Source organism: Limosilactobacillus caecicola, assembly GCF_943192935.1.
In the GTDB taxonomy this organism is placed as follows: Bacteria; Bacillota; Bacilli; order Lactobacillales; family Lactobacillaceae; genus Limosilactobacillus; species Limosilactobacillus caecicola.
Map to the genome: position 1 here is coordinate 150311 of NZ_CALPCI010000001.1, position 20566 is coordinate 170876.

General features: G+C 43.9%; 18 protein-coding genes, 5 tRNA genes, 1 pseudogene and 1 riboswitch. Of the genes and pseudogenes, 5 read left to right on the forward strand and 19 right to left on the reverse strand.

Annotation, left to right across the window (positions count from 1 at the left end; genetic code table 11):
* Positions 1 to 67 precede the first annotated feature (67 nt).
* The 3 genes from NFR43_RS00735 to adhP form a co-directional block, all read right to left on the reverse strand.
* Positions 68 to 2554, reverse strand: coding sequence for an ATP-dependent Clp protease ATP-binding subunit (locus tag NFR43_RS00735; RefSeq protein ID WP_251545508.1), 2487 nt, complete (start codon positions 2552 to 2554; stop codon positions 68 to 70).
* 29 nt (positions 2555 to 2583) lie between these two features.
* Positions 2584 to 3051, reverse strand: a complete 468-nt coding sequence (locus NFR43_RS00740) for a CtsR family transcriptional regulator (RefSeq protein ID WP_251545511.1) — start codon at positions 3049 to 3051, stop codon at positions 2584 to 2586.
* Between the two features lie 166 nt (positions 3052 to 3217).
* Positions 3218 to 4243, reverse strand: coding sequence for an alcohol dehydrogenase AdhP (gene adhP / locus NFR43_RS00745; protein WP_251545512.1), 1026 nt, complete (start codon positions 4241 to 4243; stop codon positions 3218 to 3220).
* 611 nt (positions 4244 to 4854) lie between these two features.
* On the opposite strand from adhP, the gene NFR43_RS00750 reads away from it, so the two are divergent.
* The 3 genes from NFR43_RS00750 (at position 4855) to glnA (NFR43_RS00760) (ending at position 9327) form a co-directional block, all read left to right on the forward strand.
* Positions 4855 to 6378 (forward strand): amino acid permease, encoded by a 1524-nt coding sequence (locus tag NFR43_RS00750; protein WP_251545514.1) that lies wholly within the window; start codon positions 4855 to 4857, stop codon positions 6376 to 6378.
* 27 nt (positions 6379 to 6405) lie between these two features.
* Positions 6406 to 7731 (forward strand): type I glutamate--ammonia ligase, encoded by a 1326-nt coding sequence (gene glnA / locus NFR43_RS00755; protein ID WP_251545516.1) that lies wholly within the window; start codon positions 6406 to 6408, stop codon positions 7729 to 7731.
* A gap of 270 nt (positions 7732 to 8001) precedes the next feature.
* Entirely contained in the window at positions 8002 to 9327 is a 1326-nt protein-coding gene (gene glnA / locus NFR43_RS00760) for a type I glutamate--ammonia ligase (protein ID WP_407658114.1), read from the forward strand.
* 45 nt (positions 9328 to 9372) lie between these two features.
* Here glnA (NFR43_RS00760) and NFR43_RS00765 read toward each other — a convergent pair whose 3' ends face one another.
* The 3 genes and pseudogenes from NFR43_RS00765 to NFR43_RS00775 all read right to left on the reverse strand — a co-directional run bounded on the left by NFR43_RS00765 (position 9373) and on the right by NFR43_RS00775 (position 12295).
* Positions 9373 to 10236: a YitT family protein gene (locus NFR43_RS00765; protein ID WP_251545520.1), complete on the reverse strand. Its 864-nt coding sequence runs from the start codon at positions 10234 to 10236 to the stop codon at positions 9373 to 9375.
* A 151-nt stretch (positions 10237 to 10387) separates the two neighbouring features.
* Positions 10388 to 11028 (reverse strand): annotated as a pseudogene (locus NFR43_RS00770) (L,D-transpeptidase).
* A gap of 397 nt (positions 11029 to 11425) precedes the next feature.
* Positions 11426 to 12295, reverse strand: coding sequence for a metallophosphoesterase (locus NFR43_RS00775; RefSeq protein WP_251545522.1), 870 nt, complete (start codon positions 12293 to 12295; stop codon positions 11426 to 11428).
* Between the two features lie 231 nt (positions 12296 to 12526).
* Here NFR43_RS00775 and NFR43_RS00780 point away from each other — a divergent pair, with 231 nt between their 5' ends.
* A complete protein-coding gene (locus NFR43_RS00780; protein ID WP_275087092.1) occupies positions 12527 to 12877 on the forward strand; it encodes a DinB/UmuC family translesion DNA polymerase in 351 nt (116 codons plus the stop codon).
* Here NFR43_RS00780 and NFR43_RS00785 read toward each other — a convergent pair.
* The 12 genes from NFR43_RS00785 to NFR43_RS00840 all read right to left on the reverse strand — a co-directional run bounded on the left by NFR43_RS00785 (position 12843) and on the right by NFR43_RS00840 (position 18929).
* Positions 12843 to 13190: a hypothetical protein gene (locus NFR43_RS00785; protein WP_251545524.1), complete on the reverse strand. Its 348-nt coding sequence runs from the start codon at positions 13188 to 13190 to the stop codon at positions 12843 to 12845. The genes NFR43_RS00780 and NFR43_RS00785 overlap by 35 nt on opposite strands.
* A gap of 24 nt (positions 13191 to 13214) precedes the next feature.
* The gene (locus NFR43_RS00790; protein WP_251545526.1) at positions 13215 to 13826 is read right to left on the reverse strand and encodes a DedA family protein; all 612 of its coding nucleotides are present in this window, start codon (positions 13824 to 13826) and stop codon (positions 13215 to 13217) included.
* A gap of 210 nt (positions 13827 to 14036) precedes the next feature.
* A complete protein-coding gene (locus tag NFR43_RS00795) occupies positions 14037 to 14300 on the reverse strand; it encodes a hypothetical protein (RefSeq protein WP_251545528.1) in 264 nt (87 codons plus the stop codon).
* A gap of 100 nt (positions 14301 to 14400) precedes the next feature.
* Entirely contained in the window at positions 14401 to 15090 is a 690-nt protein-coding gene (locus NFR43_RS00800) for a DUF554 domain-containing protein (RefSeq protein ID WP_251545529.1), read from the reverse strand.
* A 155-nt stretch (positions 15091 to 15245) separates the two neighbouring features.
* A tRNA-Pro gene (locus NFR43_RS00805) sits at positions 15246 to 15319 on the reverse strand.
* Positions 15320 to 15382: 63 nt separating this feature from the next.
* A tRNA-Arg gene (locus NFR43_RS00810) sits at positions 15383 to 15456 on the reverse strand.
* A 5-nt stretch (positions 15457 to 15461) separates the two neighbouring features.
* Positions 15462 to 15533: transfer RNA gene (locus NFR43_RS00815), tRNA-Gly, on the reverse strand.
* Between the two features lie 147 nt (positions 15534 to 15680).
* Positions 15681 to 15763 (reverse strand) — tRNA-Leu (locus NFR43_RS00820).
* A gap of 7 nt (positions 15764 to 15770) precedes the next feature.
* Positions 15771 to 15843: transfer RNA gene (locus NFR43_RS00825), tRNA-Val, on the reverse strand.
* 58 nt (positions 15844 to 15901) lie between these two features.
* Positions 15902 to 16543, reverse strand: a complete 642-nt coding sequence (locus tag NFR43_RS00830) for a deoxynucleoside kinase (RefSeq protein WP_251545532.1) — start codon at positions 16541 to 16543, stop codon at positions 15902 to 15904.
* Positions 16544 to 16714: 171 nt separating this feature from the next.
* Positions 16715 to 18130 (reverse strand): amino acid permease, encoded by a 1416-nt coding sequence (locus NFR43_RS00835; protein WP_251546172.1) that lies wholly within the window; start codon positions 18128 to 18130, stop codon positions 16715 to 16717.
* 126 nt (positions 18131 to 18256) lie between these two features.
* Positions 18257 to 18433, reverse strand: a riboswitch (Lysine riboswitch).
* A gap of 40 nt (positions 18434 to 18473) precedes the next feature.
* A complete protein-coding gene (locus NFR43_RS00840) occupies positions 18474 to 18929 on the reverse strand; it encodes a GNAT family N-acetyltransferase (protein WP_251545534.1) in 456 nt (151 codons plus the stop codon).
* A gap of 45 nt (positions 18930 to 18974) precedes the next feature.
* Between NFR43_RS00840 and NFR43_RS00845 the strand changes: the two genes are divergently transcribed.
* On the forward strand, positions 18975 to 19778 hold the full coding sequence (locus NFR43_RS00845) for an alpha/beta hydrolase (RefSeq protein ID WP_251545535.1): 804 nt from the start codon (positions 18975 to 18977) through the stop codon (positions 19776 to 19778).
* Positions 19779 to 19816: 38 nt separating this feature from the next.
* Here NFR43_RS00845 and NFR43_RS00850 read toward each other — a convergent pair whose 3' ends face one another.
* Complete coding sequence (locus tag NFR43_RS00850) at positions 19817 to 20491, reverse strand: phosphatase PAP2 family protein (protein WP_251545536.1); 675 nt, start codon at positions 20489 to 20491, stop codon at positions 19817 to 19819.
* Between the last annotated feature and the right edge of the window lie 75 nt (positions 20492 to 20566).

Below are 20566 nucleotides of genomic sequence, written 5' to 3' on the forward strand. Positions count from 1 at the left end.
TATTTAGACAGTTTTTCAATCCGATTTTTAAGGAAGTTTCCCGTTTTAATCACATTAAACTGACAAATCAATTAACCAATAAAGGTTGCTTTTGTCCATTATGTACTTGGGTGAAATTTAATTTTCCTTGTCGAGCCCCAACCTGGACAGTTTCACTAGCGTGAACATCACCAGAAAGCAAGGCCAAGCTCAGGGGGTCTTCAACTAATGTTTGAATTGAACGGCGAAGTGGACGGGCGCCATATTCTGGGTCATAGCCATCAGTAGCAATTGCATCGATCGCAGCTGGTGTGAACTTCAATGTAATCCCTTGATCAGCAACTCGTTTAATCAGTTGCTTTAGCAGTAGCTTAACAATCTGGTGAAGATCATCCTTAGTTAAGGAGTGGAAAATGATCGTTTCATCAATCCGGTTCAAAAATTCAGGACGAAAGTTAGTTTTCAATTGCTCGTTAATAGCGCTCTTCATTGCATTGTAGTCACCTTGCACATCCTTGGCACCAAAACCAACTGTCTTTTCATCACGCAACTGGGTTGCACCTAAATTGGAAGTCATGATCACAACGGTATTCCGAAAATCAACCTTGCGTCCCTTAGAATCTGTTAAGTAGCCATCGTCCAAAACCTGCAAAAGGAGGTTAAAAATGTCCACATTGGCCTTTTCGACTTCATCCAGTAAGACAACTGAATATGGATGTTGACGAACCTTTTCGGTTAATTGGCCACCTTCCTCGTAACCAATGTAGCCCGGAGCAGCACCAACCAACCGGCTAGCACTGTAACGTTCTTGGTATTCAGACATATCAATCCGAATCATATTATTTTCAGAGCCAAACATCTCCTCTGCCAAAGCCTTAGCAAGCTCGGTTTTACCAACCCCAGTCGGTCCTAAGAACATAAACGAACCAATTGGTCGGCGTGGATCCTTAAGGCCACTTCTTGCCCGCCGAATTGCTCGTGCTAAGGCCGAAACTGCTTCGTCTTGACCAATTACCCGTTCATGGAGTCCTTTTTCAAGATGAACTAACCGTTCACTTTCCTTTTTCTTCAATTGGGTCAATGGGACGCCCGTCCATTCCGAAACAACCTTGGCAATGCCTTGGTCACCAATTTGCAGGGAGTACTCATCCTGTGCTTCCAATTTTTCTTGGCGAGCAACATCCTGATCAATTTGCCCTTTCAGCTTCAATTCGTGCTGGCGAAGCTTAGCGGCTTGATCAAAGTCTTGGTTTTCGATTGCCAATTCCTTTTTTTCACGCAAATCTTCTAATTTACGCATCCGCTTAGCGTGAGCAGTATTTCTCCCGTTTCCTTCTATCCTGGTCATCGCAGACGCTTCGTCCATCAGGTCGATGGCCTTGTCTGGTAGAAAACGGTCTGCAATGTAGCGGTCAGAAAGGTTAACTGCTGCCTCGATCGCTGCATCGGTGATTTTAAGATGATGGTATTTTTCATACTTTGGGCGAATCCCTTGTAGAATTTTAATTGAAGCCTCTCGGGATGGTTCTTCAACCGTGACCGTCGCAAAACGCCGTTCTAAAGCAGAATCTGACTCAATGTGCTTTTGATATTCATCCAGGGTTGTGGCCCCAATCAGTTGGATTTCACCACGTGCAAGAGCGGGTTTTAAGATGTTGGAGGCATCAATTGCCCCTTCTGCGCCACCAGCACCGACCAACGTATGTAATTCGTCAATAAAGAGGATCACGTGCCCATCTTGATGAATTTCGTCAATTACTTTCTTTAAACGGTCCTCAAATTCGCCCCGATATTTGGTGCCGGCAACTAATGAAGCCATATCCAGCATCATTAAGCGATCCTGGGCTAATTCGCTCGGCACTTGATCACGAACGATCATTTGGGCTAAGCCTTCCACGATCGCCGTCTTACCAACGCCCGGTTCACCAACCAGGACGGGGTTATTCTTTGTCCGCCGACTCAGAATTTGGACCACTCGTTTGACTTCTTGATCACGGCCAATGACCGGGTCAGGATCCTGTTCGCGAGCAATTTTGGTAAGGTCCCGAGCTAGTTTATCTAATGTCGGGGTTTGACTCTTATTGCCTTGGTTCCGCCGTTGACGATCATTGAGGCGCTGCTTATTCATGTCAACACCTAACCGTCTAAGCATAGTCCGCCGTGCTTGGGAAACATCGACCCCCAAACTATTCAAAATCCGGGAAGAAAGAATATTGGTATCGCCTAACAGTGCAAGCATCAGGTGTTCAGTTCCCACACGGTCTGTGCCCAATTGATGAGCCAGTTGACCAGCCACCGAGATAATTTCGCGCATTTTTGGTGAGTACGGGAGATAACTACTCCTGTTGAGGTTAGTCATCGTTCCATAGCCAGTAAACCGTTCAATTTCTTCACGGAGGTCATCCGTTGTGACGTTTAATTGCCGGAGAAGGTTAGCCGCCGCCCCGGTTTTTTCGAGGCTGAGCGAAATCAAAAGGTGTTCAGTACCAACCGCTTGGTGTTTAAAATAGCGCGCTTGTTCCTGAGCAATATTTAATGCTGCTTGAGCATTGGAAGTGTATAAGAAATCAGGCATAAGCAGTCTCCTTCCAGTTTACAAATTCGTTAACTTTCAAAGCGGAGTCGATTGAGTAATGAAATTAAAATTTTGGCACGCAATTTATTGGTGGCCTTACGATCATCAAGGCCAATGGTATTTTTAGACAACATCACTAACATCAAATCACCTTCACGCCGGGTAATCACTTCTTCATTATAAAGAGTTTGGATAATGGTGAACGCATCGCTTTCACTAATGGAGTCACCAATGTTACTAATCAGCATGTCCAAGACGTCGACATCATCTAAAAGGTTCACCCGTTCAATTCGAATGTAGCCACCGCCACCCCGTTTACTTTGTACTAAATAGCCGTTTTGGAGGGTAAAACGAGTCTTGATAACATAGTTGATCTGCGAAGGAACTACGTCAAAGTGGTCGGCAATTTCCGAACGGCGAATTTCAACCTTTTCATCATTCGCCAAAATTGATTTCAAATATCTTTCGATAATATCCGAGATACTTTTTTCTTCCATTTGCTCATCTCCATTCTTGACTAATATTGACCTTAGTTTATCACCATTATACCAGACCAAGAAAACAATCTCCACGTGGTTCAATTGCCTCATCATCAATAGAGAGAACAAAAACAGTCCGTAGTCAAAGCTACGAACTGTTAATAAAAAGTAAGTATTGAGTATATTAATCCTCGTTGTGAACAAAGTCAACCACGTTCCGGCCAACAACCTTGTTGTCTTTCAGTTCTTGGATCATATCATTAATTTCAGAAAGCTTCCGGGTATGAACGATTGGGTGAACCTTACCTTCAGCACCAAATTGGAAACATTCTGCCAAATCTTGACGAGTACCAACCAATGATCCGGCAACAATAATTCCGTCAAGAACGGTCTTCGCAATGTTCAACTGCATGTCCCCTTGTGGAAGGGCAACGGCAACTAACTTACCATCTGGGCGAAGTGAGTTAACCGCTTGATCAAAGGCAGCAGTAGTAACGGCGGTAACAACTGCGGCGTGAACACCGCCAACCTTTTCTTGGATTTGTTCATCAACATTGTCATCATGACGGTTGATGCAGATTTCAGCACCATTTTCCTTAGCTGCCTTCAGTTTATCTTCATTACCATCAACGGCAATTACGTGAGCACCAAAGACGTTGTGGGCAAATTGGATCCCAAGGTTACCTAAACCACCGGCACCAACAATCGATACCCATTGGCCAGGCTTGATATCAGCAACCTTCAAAGCCTTGTACATCGTAACACCGGCACAGGTCAAAGAAGTTGCTTCAACGGGGTCTAAACCTTCTGGAACCTTGACAGCGTAATCAGCTGGAACGATACATTGTTCAGCCATTGCACCATCAGCAGTGTAACCAGCGTTCAGAACGTCCCGGCAAAGGGTTTCACGACCGGTCAAACAGTATTCACAGTGGCCACAGCCCTTAAAGAACCACGCGATTGATACCCGGTCGCCAACCTTTAAGCTAGTAACACCAGGAGCAACCTTCGAAACACGGCCCACTCCTTCGTGACCAATGATCCGGCCTGGCTTCTTACCAAAGTCACCGGCAGCACAGTGAAGGTCAGTGTGACAAAGTCCACAATATTCCATATCAACTAAGGCTTCACCTGGCTTTAAATCACGAAGTTGAACGTCCTTAACAGTAACGTATCCGTCTACAGGATCATTAATAACAGCAGCTTTCATAGTGCTAAATCTCCTTTTTGTCTTTTGAAATCGTTTACGATTTAATCTTAACAGATTTTTCGTAAAAATAAAGTGAAATATTGAACATTCTCAAATAATTTCTTTAGACCACTAAACATGAAAGTTTCTTAATTCATTGATTAATTAGGCTTCATCAGGCTAAACCGCCTCAGAGAAACGTTTGTTGATTTTTTCACTTACTTTAATTCAGTGGCAAATGCGGAGGACAAGCATTTGACACTATTCAATTAGTGTATGAAATTATTAACATTTAATTAACTTCATCAAGCCTTTAAAACCTTGATTTAATCATGATTGAGGGCATTATCTATAATTATCCCATAATCATTTTGATTAACTTTTCAACCGCTTGAAAACGTTTTATATAGTTATCAGTCTTTGATTTATTAAGAAATTAGACAGTTTTAATTAAAAATTATCCATTTTTAGGACACTTATCGTTATATGTATGGTGACAAATCTCGATTTATGTCAATAATAAGAAGTGAAAGGTCCTTTCAAGACAACTATTTTAACAGGCAGATTTTCCAGTCACATGCTTTATATTTTTAATTGAACTAACGTTTTGATTCTAGTGGGAGATGGTTATAATGGCTGATATTTCAGTCGGACCACACAGCGGACCCCATTTCAACGTTGACAAGACACTAGATAATAGCACAAAGCAATACAACCAATTGACTGGCTTAAAACTTTTTGCCATGTCCTGTTCAGTTGTTATTTCGGTTGACGAATTTGCTCCATTCGGTAAAGCAGGAGCAACCTCACTCTTTTGGCTACTAATCGCTGGCATTCTTTGGTTTTTACCAATTACCCAAGAAACTGGTGAAATGGCCTCGATTGATGGCTGGGGTGATGGTGGGATTTTCACCTGGGTCAAAGGGACCCTGGGCGAAAAATCCGGTTGGACCGCAATGTTCTATCAATGGATCCACATCACAGTTGGAATGGACACCATGATGTACTTTGTCATCGGTGCCTTCTCAATTGCTCTCGGGACCCCCTGGTTTAACACGCAACCATTGGTTCGCTTTGGTTTAATGATGATTATTTTATGGGGATGTGTACTCATCCAACACTTTGGTGAAAAACGGGTTGGTAAAATTGCTGAATGGCTCTTTGGCCTCGGCATCGCCACCCCAGTTATTCTCCTCATCATTGTCTTTATTACTTATTTGATTCAAGGGAATCCAATTTATATTCATTTAAACTTCCATACCATGATTCCAAGCAAGTTTAACGGCGCCACATTAGTAGCATTTGTCCCATTCATTTTGGCATTCTGTGGTGGTGAAGCTCAGGCGCCACACGTTAAAAACTTGGAACATCCAAACCAATACCCAAAGGTCATGCTCGGCTTAGCGCTCACCGCCATTTGCTTTGACCTCTTAGGCAGTCTGTCAATTGCAATGACCGTTCCAAAGGCAGATATTCAAAACAGTACCGGATTTGTTTATACTTACGGTCACTTGCTTTCTTCTATTGGTTTACCAGGCAACCTGCTTGGTAAAATCGTTGGAATCCTGTTGGCCTGCGGGATTATCGGTGAACTCAGTAATTGGCTTGCTGGGCCAAATCAAGGCCTCTTTGTCGCGGCACGGCAAGGCTACATGCCAAAATACTTTGCCAAGCCAAATAAACGGGGTGTACCAATGCGGATTGTCGTTTTGCAAGCAATTGTGGTAACAATTACCGCATTAATGATCACCTTTGACAGTGGCAAAAATGCTGATTTTGCATTTAACGTTTCAATGGCAGCCACGACCGCTCAATACCTCATGGTTTACCTGATGATGATCGTCGCTTACATCGTTTTAAAAACGAAGCACGAAGACCTTCACCGGACTTACCGGATGAGTAAGAGCCGGAACTTCAGCATAGCCGTGGCCGTCTTAGGCTTTATCATTACTTTAGTTGCCTTCTTCATTACCTTCATTCCAGCTGATGGTACTCCAGCAAATCTCCGGACACTATATGTCATCACATTAATCATTATGTGTGCAATTGTTTCAGTATTGCCATTGATTATGTACCGGTTCCATGACAAGTGGCGTCATGATGTCGCTGAATACATCAAAGAAGAAGATCAAGAATTAACTCATAATATTCACTAATTAAGGAATTTCAGGGAGGTAAAGATTATGATTACAGCTGATGATGTACGGAAACTTGCTAAAGAAGAAAACGTTCGCTACTTACGAATGACATTTTCCGATGCGCTCGGTGCTTTGAAAAACATTGAAATTCCAATTGCACTGTTGGACGATGCTTTAAATAATAAGATTAAAATTGATGGTTCCTCAATTAAAGGGTTCCTACCGATTGAAAACGCGGATATGTACTTATACCCAGACACTAACACGTGGAAGATCTATCCATGGGTTGCAGAAAAGAATAAGACTGCTTCGATGATTTGTGACGTCCACAATACCGACGGCACACCATTTATCGGTGATCCACGGAGCATCCTGCGGCGCGAATTGGAAGAAGTTAAAGAATTAGGCTTCGACACTTTTGACATCGGAGCCGAACCAGAATACTTCCTGTTTAAGGCCGATGAAAATGGCAATCCAACGATGAAGGTCAATGATGATGGTTTCTACTTTGACCTGGAACCAAAGGACCTTGGTGAAGCTTGCCGGCGGGAAACGGCCAACGTTTTGACCCAAATGGGCTTCCAAGTTGAAGCCGACCACCACGAAGCCGCCGCTGGACAACACGAAATCGACTTCAAATACGACACAGCACTCTACACAGCTGACAACGTTCAATACTTCAAGTTAACTATTCGGCGGATCGCCCAGAACTTTGGCCTCTGTGCAACCTTCATGCCAAAGCCAATCACCGGGATTAACGGTTCTGGAATGCACCTCAACATGTCCCTCTTCAAGGATGGTCAAAACGTCTTTGACGATCCTGATGGTTTGAAGGGCCTTTCCGATACCGCCCTGTACTTCTTGGGTGGGGTCTTACACCATGCCAAGGCCATTACTGCCGTTGCCAACCCAACCATCAACAGTTACAAGCGGTTAGTTCCTGGCTACGAAGCCCCAACCTATGTGGCATGGTCGACTTCTAACCGGACACCACTGGTGCGGATCCCAGCAGGGCGTGGTAAGTTAACCCGGCTGGAATTACGGTCTGGTGACCCAACCGCTAACCCATACATTGCCATTGCCGCCGCTTTAGCTGCCGGAATTGACGGTATTAACAAGAAGATTAAGGCTCCAGACCCAGTTGAACGGAACATTTACAAGATGACTCCAGAAGAACGCCAAGCAGCAAACATCACTGAATTACCAGGTTCGTTAAGTGAAGCCATCAACGATCTGAATAATGACGACGTTGTTAAGAGTGCCCTGGGTAGCTACTTCGTTGATAAATTTACCGAACTCAAACAGCAAGAAATCGATGCTTACCGTACAAACGTTACTGATTGGGAACATAAAGAATACTTTGACGACTAAGCCTAGCAAAGCCAGCCCTTCATGCTAATTTACAATTCATTTCTCCTTACCCCCAGCAAGGTCTTACTATCTCCTCCTTGTTGGGGTTTTTTCGGTGCTTTATTTAATTAAGGGGAAGTCACCCGTGTCAAACGATATTTTAAGCAGGTAGACCGCTTTCACTTTAGTATTTCTAGAGTTTGGCAAAAAGCCTTCACAGCTCTGATCAGCAGTATTAATATTGCACCATGTTAATTGTTAGACCAATTTATGAATAAGGGAGATAGAAACATGTTAACTGCTCAAGATGTAAAGAAAATTGCTAAAGATGAAGATGTCCGCTTCCTACGAATGAGTTTTACCGATGCACTGGGCGCCCTGAAAAATATTGAAATCCCGGTTTCATTATTAGATGACGCTTTAAACAATGAAATTAAGATCGATGGTTCCTCCATTGACGGTTTCTTACCAATTGAACGAGCTGACATGTATCTGTATCCAGACCCTTCCAGTTTCGTCATTTACCCATGGACAACCGGCGAAGACAAAACCGCTGCTTTAATCTGTGATGTTTACAATGTTGACGGCACCCCATTTGCTGGTGATCCCCGGGGAATCTTGAAAAAGAACCTGGCCGCCGTTAAGAAAATGGGTTTTGATACCTTAAACATTGGGGCCGAACCTGAATTCTTCCTCTTTAAGCGTGATGAAAATGGTCAACCAACCATGGAAGTCAATGACCAAGCCAACTACTTTGACACGGAACCAAAGGATGAAGGTGAAGCCTGCCGGCGCGATATCGCCAAAGCACTAAGTGGCATGGGCTTCTCGATTGAAGCTGCCCACCACGAAGTTGCTCCTGGACAACATGAAATTGACTTCCGCTTTGATGATGCTTTGCATACCGCCGACAAGATCCAATACTTCAAGCTGGTCGTGCGTGAAATTGCTAAGCAACATGGCCTGGCCGCAACCTTTATGCCGAAGCCGGTCACTGGGATTAACGGTTCCGGGATGCACTTTAATCAATCCCTCTTCAAGGGTGGCAAAAACGCCTTTGACGACGCTAACGGTTTCAAGGGCCTTTCCAAAACCGCGTTAAGTTACCTAGCGGGATTATTAAAACACGCTCCTGCCTTTACCGCAGTTGCCAACCCAACCATCAACAGTTACAAGCGGTTAGTCCCTGGCTATGAAGCCCCAACCTACATTGCTTGGGCAACCGACAACCGGACTCCCCTCGTTCGAATCCCTGCAGGTCGTGGTAAAGTTGCCCGGCTCGAATTACGGTCTGGTGACCCATCCGCTAACCCGTACACCTTCATCGCTGCAATCCTGGCCGCCGGTGCCGATGGCATTGAAAATGACCTTGAAGCACCCGCACCAGTTGAACGTAATATCTACAAGATGACCGCTGCTGACCGGGATGAAGCCAAGATCTCTGAATTACCTGGCTCATTAGACCAAGCGATTGCCAACTTAGAAGACGATGATATTTTGGTAGACGCCCTTGGTAAAGATTACGTTCAAACCTTTGTGGCATTTAAGAAGGCTGAATTAGCCGATTACAAGACTAACGTCACTAGTTGGGAACACAAAAAGTACTTTGGTGCTTAAATAAAAAAATTCACGATGCGCAATGCATCGTGAATTTTTTTATTACTACAATGAATAATGACGGTACTTACCAAGCTCCACATCTGAGCGTTGGATACTGATAAAGCCTTCCGGGTCGAGCGATTTCACCATCTTTTTAATAAAGGATAGTTGACCACGCGGGGTAACCACCAAGATAATATCAGTCGTTTCCCCCATATACATTCCCACCCCGTGAATGAGGGTGGCCCCATGAGCAAAACTGCGTAACGGTTGAGCTAATTTATCCGCGTGTTTAGTATAAATAGTGACACACACGTCCGTTTGCGAAACATACATGTAATCCATCAGGCCATTCGTAATCAGCATCCCGATTAAACTGTAGACAATTCGTCCTGGACCAAAGAAGATTACGGCACCAATTAAAATGAGGCCATTGATGACGTTAGCAAACATTCCCACGTTTTGGTGAAAGCGTTTCTGACAATAAGTGACTAAAATATCGACCCCACCGGTGGTAAAACCATTGTTAAAACACCAACCAACACTCATTCCAATCAATGCCGCCCCAACGATGGTATTTGTCAGGGGCTCGGTCACTAAGGTCACGTGAGGAATCACCGCTAAAAAGACGATGTTCGCAAGCACCGCTAACCCAGAAAAGAAGAGATACCGCATGCCAAAGACTCGCCAGGCAAAGATAAAGAGGGGCACATTGAAGATTGCCATTAAGAGACTCATACTCACTTGAACATGAAATAGCGAGAAGACCGTTTGTAACAGCTGAGATAGTCCCAACAATCCCGAAGAATATGAATTGGCGTGTGCCAAAAACATGTTGATCCCGACTGCTGACATCACACCATACACCAACGCGATCACCACTCGCTTGCTGTTTTCCAAAAGTTCCGTCCGTTGTTTTGCGGCCATGAGGATCCCTCTTTTCGTTTTAACTTCACCCCTATTTTAGCATTTAACCGCGGGACAAAACAGACATTTCGGGTTATATTTGTTAATGAATAGTAATCAAACAAGCAAACAAAAAGCCGCACCGGGTGGATAATTATGGTGCAGCGTTGCCTTAGTCTTTAATTTGAACCTTCGTCCCGACCTTCAGATTTTCCATCATCCATTTGGCATCCGGGACTGATAGACGAATACAGCCGTGGGAACCCGTCGATTTACCAAGCTTAGCAGCTTCCTTGAGGTTATAGGAACCATCCGCCTTAGTTGGAACACTGTGGAAAAGGTACTCACCATGGTTTAGCCAGGATGTGTAATAGTTTGCCCCTTCATTCAGACTATTGTTGAAGAAATGGTCGCCCCGTTCCGCTTGAACATAGAAGGTGCCAGTTGGCGTGTAACTAACCTTTTTACCAGTTTTGGAATCGCGGTGGTACATTCCACCCGTACTATACATGGTATAAATCACTTTATTACCATCACACAAGTAAGTGCGGTTCTTGGATAAACTCACCTTCACATTGAAATTTTTCACCTTACTCAGATCGGGGTACGGGACCGTTTCTGATGATTTTTGCCAATTAATTGCGTCCGCATCACACTCTTGGTTGCAGTGTGGTGCGTTGCTTTTTGGGTCGTTGAAGTAGCAGTTTGTGTTGCCGTTGACGAGCGGAGTTGCTTAACTACTGGTCGCACAGCAATTAAGTACACTGCAGCAATACAAAATAATAAGTAAATCAAATTTTTGCGCGACTTTATTATCATAATGAACTTCTCTTCGTTTTTATTTTGTAGCATAATTAATAGTGATAATCTTATTGCATCATCATTAAATAAGCAACAGGAGTCGATTTAAATGCGTGAAAATTTAAAAATTTCCTACATCACTGCCCTCGTCTTTTTCATCATTGCAGTGATTCTTGCTAATTTAAATTAACTGAAGGCCTAAACATATGAAAGAACAATTATTAAACCTTTGGGATTATATCATTGATCACCACTGGTCAAAGGATATTTTAAGAGCCAACATCTTATATATTTTATTATGTCTGCTTTTCCGCTTGGTTCATTTTCACCTGCAACCCATCAGTTGGGCTGTTTTTTGGCGAATGTGGCTGGCATTAAATATCTGTCAATTTTTTAAAGTATTGCTGGATCACTGGTCCAATGGTTCATCGTCATCCAATTGAATGATCCGACAAGTCTTTTTCCACTGCTCCAACAAGGTAGGCGCTTGCCATTCATTGGTTCGCTTATTCTTAACCCCCACTGCCTGGTGATAATACGTTACCCCGCTATGAATAACTGGCGGGTGGGCGCCGTGTAAATGACCGTAAAAGACCATTTTCACATTTGCAAATTGTTCCAGTAAACTGCCCAGTTGGTTACTGCCCAGCATGGCCCGAAACATTTGGTAAACCCGTTGGTACCGCGGATTCGTTGGTGCCGTTGGCCCGGTAGCATCATCAGCTAATTCCGCCAAGGGCACAAAATGGGTTAAAAATAATACTTTTTTCTGCGCGTCTTGCGCCGCCCGCAACTGCTGACGAACTTGTTTTAAAACCAGTTGCATCCGCTGCTGGTCATCCATTGGCTGGTCAATCACACTGTCTAACCAATACACGTTTTTCCAGCGCCGAACCTGCTCCGGCTCGGTGACGTACTGAGAGAATGAGTAGTCATACCAACCATTGTTGCCAATAATGTGCCAATCCGTTCCCGGCAGATCCACAAACTTGCGGTGAAGATACTGAGGTGACGCGAAATTTTCCATCGTTGACCAGTCCACACCACTCAGCATATCGTGGTTACCGGCAATAAAGAAAACTTTGGTTGACGTCGCCATTGCTTGCATTTGCTGAAAATAATGGCTCGTTTTCTGAAAGTCATTAAAGAGATCGCCAGCAAAAAGGTAATAATCAATTTGGTGGCGGCGCAACCACGCAACTTGTTCACGCATTACTACACTAGGGGCGATCCGATTAACATCCAAGTGGTTATCACTACTAACTGCTATTCTGAGCACCACTGATTATCACCTCACATTATTTTAGCCGTCAGCTTCATGTTTAGCTGGCGGCTTTTTTGCTTGGAATGATTTTGATTGTATGAAGATTCTGTGTTCCTGTCAATCTAAAATCATTTTGGAAAATCTTTTCCAAAAGTGTAAGATTAACGTGACCTTAACGATAAAGTTGGTGAATACGCTGGATTATACTAATGAACCTCATGGTGTCTACGCCACCAAGACAAGAGCATCGGTAATTCACAAGTCCTCGCCAAAGACTACGTTCAACAAGCTGAAATTGAACTAGTCATCAAAGAAATCGGCGCTCAGGTGGCGGCCCGCTTGCGCGCAGGGAGGGAGTCTACCTTGCAATTGATTCTTCAATGGGGGGTCATTGATGATGCTGGGCTAACGGGATTCGCCCATTCCAGCAAATTAGATGTTTCGACTGCAGAAACAAACCTAATTAATCGGGAACTAATTTGGCTTTTTCTTATCAGAACACTCTGCAGAATTACACCACCAGGCAGCAGCCAGCAAAAAAGGCAACGTCTCATGACGTCACCTATATCACAATATCTTCTCGAATGTGTGCGTTAACGTGTTGACGCAAGTAAGCCAACGTTGGTTTATCAAAAGCGTGCGCTAACAACCGAAAGTTCCATTCCGCACTCAGTGCATTTAAGAGGACACAAAAGTCGGCTAACCCCATCTTTTGATCATTGACTTCTAAAATTGTCTCACCCACGATTTCTGGACTAATCCGGTGCTGAAAGGTTAGTTGTAAAACATAGGTACCAGTAATGGGGGCGTGCGTAAACCAAAACGATGGTTGCCCATTGCGCTTTTGATACACCTCTGCAACTGTAGTATTGACTTGCTCAATTAATTGTTTTAACTCTTGTTGTTCCATAATCACTGCTCAATCAATCGTCCATTATTTTTTAATTCTTTGCTGGTACCAGCGCCAAGCTAAGTAACAGATCGCTAGTCCCATGATCACGATGGCAACGGTGGTGTATTCATCGAAAATGAGCACAATTTGCTGCCATGAGTCACCAAGTAAAGCTCCCAAGGTAATTAAAATCGTATTCCAAATTGCACTACCAATGGTCGTTAATACACAAAACTTCCCAAAGGCTGTTTGCGCAATCCCTGCTGGAATGGAAATTAAGCTCCGGATCACTGGAATACAACGACCGTAAAGAATTCCTGGTGTCCCATGTTGCTGAAACCAATTTACTGAACGCTGCGCATCCTCAGCATGGAAACCGAGAATTTTAAATAACCGCCCTTCTAACAAGCGTGAAAGCCGGTCCACCGTTAATTGACGCCCAATCCAATAGAGGGCAACAGCGCCAATTAATGACCCGAGCGTTGAAGCAATAATTGTACCAACAATCGTTAAGCGAGTTGAGGTGGTCAGAAAGCCGCTCATCGTCAGAATCACTTCTGATGGCAGGGGTGGGAAAATGTTTTCTAAAGCGATCAAGCCGGCGATTGCCAAATAGCCAAAGTGGTTAATGAAGTCCATTAGCCAAGCGTTCATCGAAGGCACTCCTCCTAATATCATAGTCACATTAATATACCACAACCTTTGTCAATAATCGAACGTCACCGTTAAGATTACCAAAAAATTAAGCAAAAAACCGATACCTCAGTTGAAGTACCGGTTAATTTTGAACCACTCTACAAGGTGTATTATATCAAAACAATCAGATATTATTGGTGAATTGCGTGATAATGTTGGCCAATTCGCCTATTTCTCACTCCGGTTCAACAAGTTTTTAACCGCGTGGTGAGCCTTTTGCAGGTTTTCACCGGCAAAATCTTTCACTTCTTTAGTCTTTTTACCAGCAATTTCTTTGACTTCTTGGGTTTGCTGTTTTGTCTGTTGTTTCGACAGTTGATCCGCCACAATGTAAGCCCGCTTATACAGGTCAAGCTTATCACGAACACTCAACTGATCTGAACTACTTTGAACACAGGCTAACGCAAATTTTGATGGATTAATTGAAATCATATGACCCTCCTGATAGTACAATTTACTTTATTAAGTTAATTATACCACAATGGAAGGGAATCTCTTTAATAAAGGATTGAACTAAAGAAATTCCTAAAAATTAAATCCACATTTGCACTAAAAAGAAAAGAATGGGAATTAAGAGTGATGGCAGTAAATTAAGGGTTTTAATCTCCCGTAATTTCAGCAAAGTAATCCCCGTAGTAGCAATTAAAAAGCCACCGACGATCGCAATCTCGGTAATTAAGGAGTTACTAAAAAATGAGGCGGAGAAGTACTTGGCAATTAAAAAGATCCCACCTTGCCAGCATAAGAGGACTGGCGCACATGCTAACATGCCCCACCCAAAACTGGCACCAAAGACAATCGATGAGACGAAGTCGAGCATGGCGTTAGTAAAAAGCATCGTATTATCTCCCTTTACCGCCGCCATTACGGGGCCCACGATTGATAAGGCCCCAATACAATACAGCAAGACACCAGTCGCAATCCCCTTGCCAATCTGAGAGCCATGGCCGTTGCTAAATTTGTCAATGATCCGATTGTAGTGGGCATCTAAATCCCACCAGGTTCCTAGCAGTCCACCCACTGCTAAACTGACGATAAATAGCACGGGATAATGGCTTTTGGGGATGTTATTCACAACGTTTTGTAAACCAATCCCTAGGGCAGCCAAACCCATTGCTAGAAACAGAACATTCTCGTACTTTTTCTTAATGCCATTTTTAGCCAGGCAACCAATCGAGGTCCCAATTAAAATGGCCACAACGTTTGCCATTGTACCGATCATACATCCATCTCCTCCAAATATTTAATGAGCGCTTAATTCTATTTTACTAAATTTGGCAAAAGACAATCAAAAATCTCTCAGAAATGGCCTGAGATAACTGAAAACAAAAAAGAGAACCCCATTACATCAACCATGGTAATGAGATTCTCTAATGATCGGAAATACAAGATTCGAACTTGCGACCTCTGCGTCCCGAACGCAGCGCTCTACCAAGCTGAGCTAATTTCCGAAAGGGTCACTTTACAAAACAAGCGTAGCAGCTTCTCACGGAGTCTGCCACGCCATAAAGTGATGCACCCAGCAGGAGTCGAACCTGCAACCTTCTGATTCGTAGTCAGACACTCTATCCAATTGCGCTATGGGTGCAAAAAAGCGGAAGACGGGATTCGAACCCGCGACCCCCACCATGGCAAGGTGATGTTCTACCACTGAACTACTTCCGCATTAAGTATTTAACTTTACCGTTGAACTCCTTCAACAGTGTTTAATAATACTAGTTTTCTCAGTTATCGTCAATATGAAACCGTAAAAAAATCAAATTATTTTGCCAATAAAAAACGGCCACTACCCGTCCGTAGTGACCAAGAGAATGCGGATAAGAGGATTCGAACCTCCACGCCATAAAGACACAAGAACCTAAATCTTGCGCGTCTGCCAGTTCCGCCATATCCGCAAAAAAATGGAGGATACAGGGCTCGAACCTGTGACCCTCTGCTTGTAAGGCAGACGCTCTCCCAACTGAGCTAATCCTCCATAACTGAACTAACTTGACTTAAATTAGTTTAAGCTAGTTCAATTTAATTGTCAATGCTTATTTCAAGCCCAGACTAACCAGTTTGTCATCAATCAGTGACAATACCTGGTCAGCTGCATGATCATCTTCGACAAAGTCATACTGATCACCGTCGATGACCATCTTCGGGCTCAAGTCGTAGTCCGCATACCACTGTTGATAGCGCTGATTAAGTTCCTGGTAATACTTGTACAAGCTTGGATCCTTATCAATTTGTTCGTATGAACGCCCCCGCTTTTTAATCCGCTCCAACATTGTCTCAAATGACACTTGAATATGGATCAACAGGTTGGGCGCCTTTTGATGTTTCTCTTCAGGTAATTCTTCCATCATGTTATGAAGCAGCGAAGTATAAATATCAGATTCAGTATGGGTTGCCCGGCCTAAATCCGCATTTAATTTGAATAAGAGTGAATCTTCGAAAATGGAACGATCTAACACGTTCAGGTCATTATCAAAGGAACCCTTAATTTCATCTAAGCGCCGATTCAAAAAGTAAATTTGTAGCAGAAAACCGTACTTTTGTGGATCCTGATAAAACAGTGGCAAAATTGGATTATCATCCACCGATTCAAAAAATGGCTGACTATCTAAATGCTTGGATAAGAGCTTCGTTAAACTTGTTTTTCCTGCACCGATGGTTCCGGCTAACACAATCATTATGAAATCTTCCTCCGTATAATCTCTCGTCACAACAAACTATTGTAGCATTAAAAATGAACAATTGTCCGGCGATCTATCTTTAATTAATCACCTAATTAAAAGAATTGCGACCAATGTCATCAAATTGTCGCAAGAAAAAAGTTTGGAAAATTAATTTCCAAACTGTAATTATTTATCTTCCGCTTCGTAGCTTTCACCCTTCGTTCGCCGTGATAAATCGACATTTTCTAACGGGATCAAGTGACTACCGTATTTTAATTTATAGTACAAGTATAAAATGATGAAAATCGGAATCGTCATGTAAGTAACCGCAATACTTTGCCAATCAAGTTTCGCAAACGCATCTAAGTTTTGGCATAGAATTACGATCACACACAGAATGAAGGCGAAAATCGGGCCAAACGGGAACATGGTAGCATGATATTTCAATTCACTTAAATCATGCCCCTGCTTAATAAATGCCCGCCGGAAACGATAGTGGCTAATGGCAATCCCCAACCAGGCGATGAACCCGGACAACCCTGAAGCCCCGATTAAATAATTATAGGCTTGGGGACCCATAAATTGGGTGAACCAGATCACCAAGCCGATAACGGTGGTCCCGAGCAAGCCATAGATTGGGATTCCCCGCTTGTTGACATAACCAAACATCCGCCAAGCATACCCTTCCCGCGCCTGTGAGAAGAGCATCCGTGTTGACGCATACATCCATGAATTAGCAGAAGAGAGAACGGCTACCAAGATCACCGTATTCATTACACTAGCGGCCGCTGCTAAACCAGCTCGCTTGAAGACCAGAGTAAACGGACTCGTCACAATATCCGTCACGTCTGAACTTAACAGGTTTTTATCGGTATACGGTAAAATGCAGGCGATGACAAAAATCGTACAAATGTAGAACAGTAAAATCCGCCAGAAAGTGGACTTAATTGCCTCTGGAACACTCTTCTCGGGGTTTTCGGATTCCCCAGCGGCAATCCCGATCATTTCAGTCCCCTGGAATGAGAAACCGGCCACCAAGAATACACTAATAATTCCGGGAATTCCGTTCACAAATGGAGCTTTTTTATAAGTGAAATTCTGTAAATCAACTGGGCCATGGCCACCCATGATGCCCAGGATCACTAGCACCCCAACAATTAAGAAGACTACAACCGTGACCACCTTTACTAATGCCAACCAGAATTCCGTTTCCCCATAAGACTTCACGGATAAGTAATTAATCAGGAAAATCAGGGCAAAGGTGATGCCACTAAAAATCCACGACGGAATGTGGGGAAACCAAAAGTTCATAACTAGCCCGACCGTTGTCGCTTCGACCGGCACCGTAATGGCACAGTTAAGCCAATAGTTCCAACCAAGGGCAAACCCTAAGGCGGGACTCACAAATTTACTAGCATAAGCTGCAAAAGACCCCGTCAGTGGAATATAAGTCGCCATTTCTGCCAAACTCGTCATGAGAAAATACACCATGATCCCCATCACGGTATAAGCGATTAGCGCGCCCCCTGGTCCTGCGGAAGTAATCGCCGAGCCACTAGCAATAAATAGCCCCGTCCCGATGGAACCGCCGAGGGCAATCATCGAAAGGTGACGCGTTTTGAGTGACCGGTGCACTTGACCGGTATTTGACTGTTCTTTTGTCACAATAATCCCCCAAATCTAAAAAACTTCTCTTGAGCGCACTCAAAAGAAGTCCTTGATTACCGGAATTCCCGAAGCGCTCCGTAAGTATTCTTACGACAGTCCGTAAGCTTTCGCGTTACGTCCCAACCGTGATCAGGGTAAACTCACCACAGTTTCGGCAGTCGTCCCTTTCTCCGCGCCCGCGTTTACCCGCGTGAAGGCAGCGTGATACTCTTGACGGCTGCAACCTCTTCTCTTGATAACATTCATATTATACATGAATTCTGCTTATGAGCAAACCTTACTTTTGCCAAGTAAACCGGACGAGCTGACCGCTAACATCTTCATCACCAAAGTGATTATTAATGAGCACCCGCTGTGAAGCAAGATTCGCCTTTTCAACCTCTGCCACTAATTGTTCAAACCGGGTTTGTTGCAACACGATCCGAACGGCATTGGTCATCACATGCTGATGACGGTACTCCGGAAGGATAAAGTAACCTATTTCGCCACCTTGTTGAACCGAAAAAATGGCGATTAGCCCGACCAACCGACGCCGGTCATAAATACCGTAAAGTTCAGCATCGGTTAACCAATGCTGAACCACCCACCGCTGAGTCTGTTGGTCGCCAATCAATATCAGGCCTGCACTGGCTGCGAGAGAGCGGTCCTGTAAAATACCAATTAGTGCGTCTTCGTCACTAGTCGTTAACCGGCGTGTCAGTAATCGTGATTTTGCTTGTTGATCATTTTCCATTATAATTACCTACAATCATTTCAAAACGAAAGGACCATTATTGCCATGCAAATTACTACCATTCCATTAGCCGATGCTGACCACGCCACTAATGCGACCCTGACAGCACACCTGCAGGAGCCAACTCCCAATAGTCCCTGGCAGGCATTTCCGCCATTGATCATTGTGCCTGGTGGTTCGATGACCCATATTCCACCAGAAGAATCCGAAAAGACGGCCATTGCCTTTGCAGCGAAGGGTTACCAAGTTTTCATCCTGCGGTACAGTTTTTTAGCTGACCAACAGCCCCTCTACCCACAGCCGCTTATCGACCTCTCCTTAGCGGTGCAGTTGGTAAAACAACACCGTGAAGCGTGGCACCTCAGCGATGAGCTGTTCATTTTGGGCTTTTCCGCCGGTGGTCATATTACTGCCCTGTATAACGATTATTGGTCAACGCCGTGGCTTAGTAATTTAACGGGGATTGCTAACCAAGTTTTAAAGCCCACTAAAATCGTGCTTGGCTACCCAGTGATTGACTTAGATGCTGGTTTTCCAGTTGATGAACAGACAATCGCTCAATGGACGGATAATCCAGCCAAATTTAGTGCTAGCCGGCATGTCAATCGCCACAACGTCCCCACTTTCATCTGGCATACCATGGATGACCAATTTGTCCCCGTCCAACATTCGCTGAACTATTCGTTGGCACTCAAGAATCAGGATATTTCCCAGGAAATTCATTTGTTCACCCATGGCCCGCACGGCATGGACATTGCCAACGAACTAGTTGCGCACCACCCTGATGGTGCGCAACCGCACGTCGCTCACTGGGTCGAGTTAGCAAACGAATGGCTTCTCCAATACTGATTATAAAAGGCTGAGCAATTTGCCCAGCCTTTTGTGTGTTAATAATATGAATGATGGACAAGCCGCCAATTACTGATACGAGGCGCCAGTACAACGTACAGATACTCTGCAATTTGCACCCATGCATACCCGAGGAGCATGGCCCCAAAAGTATCAAATGGATAGTGGGCTAACAGGTAAACCCGTGAAACGGCTAACAGAGCCACGAAAATAATCAAGAGCAATTGGCAAATCACTCGCACAGCCGCACTTCTAATTAATGGAATTACCACTAAGAACAAAACCGCTGCCACTAAGAAAAATCCTAAAACGTGACCACTCGGGAAACTATAACCACTGTCCTTGGCCATGTGTTGAGCAGGCCGCGTCCGTTTAACAATGTGTTTAACAATAAAGCCAACCACATCACCACCGAGGACGGTACAAATAGCCCACAAGGCTGGGATCTTATACTTAAAGCCCCAGAGGAAGAACGCGATAATCAGTGTCCAAAGGATGTCCATCTTCGGGCTCCCCAGAAAACTAATAATCACCATCAAAGTCCGTCCACCACTGGCGGTATTAGCATGGGAACTAGCGAAAAGTGCCTGAAAAACAGTATCGATAGTACCGCTAAGCATTGAATTTTTATAAATCATTGCAGCAACGACGATGAATAACACGCCACTAACAACCAGCCGTTTCCACCGTCCAGAATCTTGTTCAATAATCATAAATTTATCTCCTGTTGAATTAGTCTTGTTGAGTATAACACAAATCATTACGACATAAGAAATTCTTCATCGGAA

What these genes read in the sequence shown, in the direction of transcription:
- NFR43_RS00735 (WP_251545508.1), bottom strand. Translation starts at nt 2,554, where the DNA reads ATGCCTGATTTCTTATACACTTCCAATGCTCAAGCAGCATTAAATATT.
- NFR43_RS00740 (WP_251545511.1), bottom strand. Translation starts at nt 3,051, where the DNA reads ATGGAAGAAAAAAGTATCTCGGATATTATCGAAAGATATTTGAAATCA.
- adhP (WP_251545512.1), bottom strand. Translation starts at nt 4,243, where the DNA reads ATGAAAGCTGCTGTTATTAATGATCCTGTAGACGGATACGTTACTGTT.
- NFR43_RS00750 (WP_251545514.1), top strand. Translation starts at nt 4,855, where the DNA reads ATGGCTGATATTTCAGTCGGACCACACAGCGGACCCCATTTCAACGTT.
- glnA (WP_251545516.1), top strand. Translation starts at nt 6,406, where the DNA reads ATGATTACAGCTGATGATGTACGGAAACTTGCTAAAGAAGAAAACGTT.
- glnA (WP_407658114.1), top strand. Translation starts at nt 8,002, where the DNA reads ATGTTAACTGCTCAAGATGTAAAGAAAATTGCTAAAGATGAAGATGTC.
- NFR43_RS00765 (WP_251545520.1), bottom strand. Translation starts at nt 10,236, where the DNA reads ATGGCCGCAAAACAACGGACGGAACTTTTGGAAAACAGCAAGCGAGTG.
- NFR43_RS00785 (WP_251545524.1), bottom strand. Translation starts at nt 13,190, where the DNA reads ATGGAACAACAAGAGTTAAAACAATTAATTGAGCAAGTCAATACTACA.
- NFR43_RS00790 (WP_251545526.1), bottom strand. Translation starts at nt 13,826, where the DNA reads ATGAACGCTTGGCTAATGGACTTCATTAACCACTTTGGCTATTTGGCA.
- NFR43_RS00795 (WP_251545528.1), bottom strand. Translation starts at nt 14,300, where the DNA reads ATGATTTCAATTAATCCATCAAAATTTGCGTTAGCCTGTGTTCAAAGT.
- NFR43_RS00800 (WP_251545529.1), bottom strand. Translation starts at nt 15,090, where the DNA reads ATGATCGGTACAATGGCAAACGTTGTGGCCATTTTAATTGGGACCTCG.
- NFR43_RS00830 (WP_251545532.1), bottom strand. Translation starts at nt 16,543, where the DNA reads ATGATTGTGTTAGCCGGAACCATCGGTGCAGGAAAAACAAGTTTAACG.
- NFR43_RS00835 (WP_251546172.1), bottom strand. Translation starts at nt 18,130, where the DNA reads ATGATTGCCCTCGGCGGTTCCATCGGGACGGGGCTATTTATTGCTAGT.
- NFR43_RS00840 (WP_251545534.1), bottom strand. Translation starts at nt 18,929, where the DNA reads ATGGAAAATGATCAACAAGCAAAATCACGATTACTGACACGCCGGTTA.
- NFR43_RS00845 (WP_251545535.1), top strand. Translation starts at nt 18,975, where the DNA reads ATGCAAATTACTACCATTCCATTAGCCGATGCTGACCACGCCACTAAT.
- NFR43_RS00850 (WP_251545536.1), bottom strand. Translation starts at nt 20,491, where the DNA reads ATGATTATTGAACAAGATTCTGGACGGTGGAAACGGCTGGTTGTTAGT.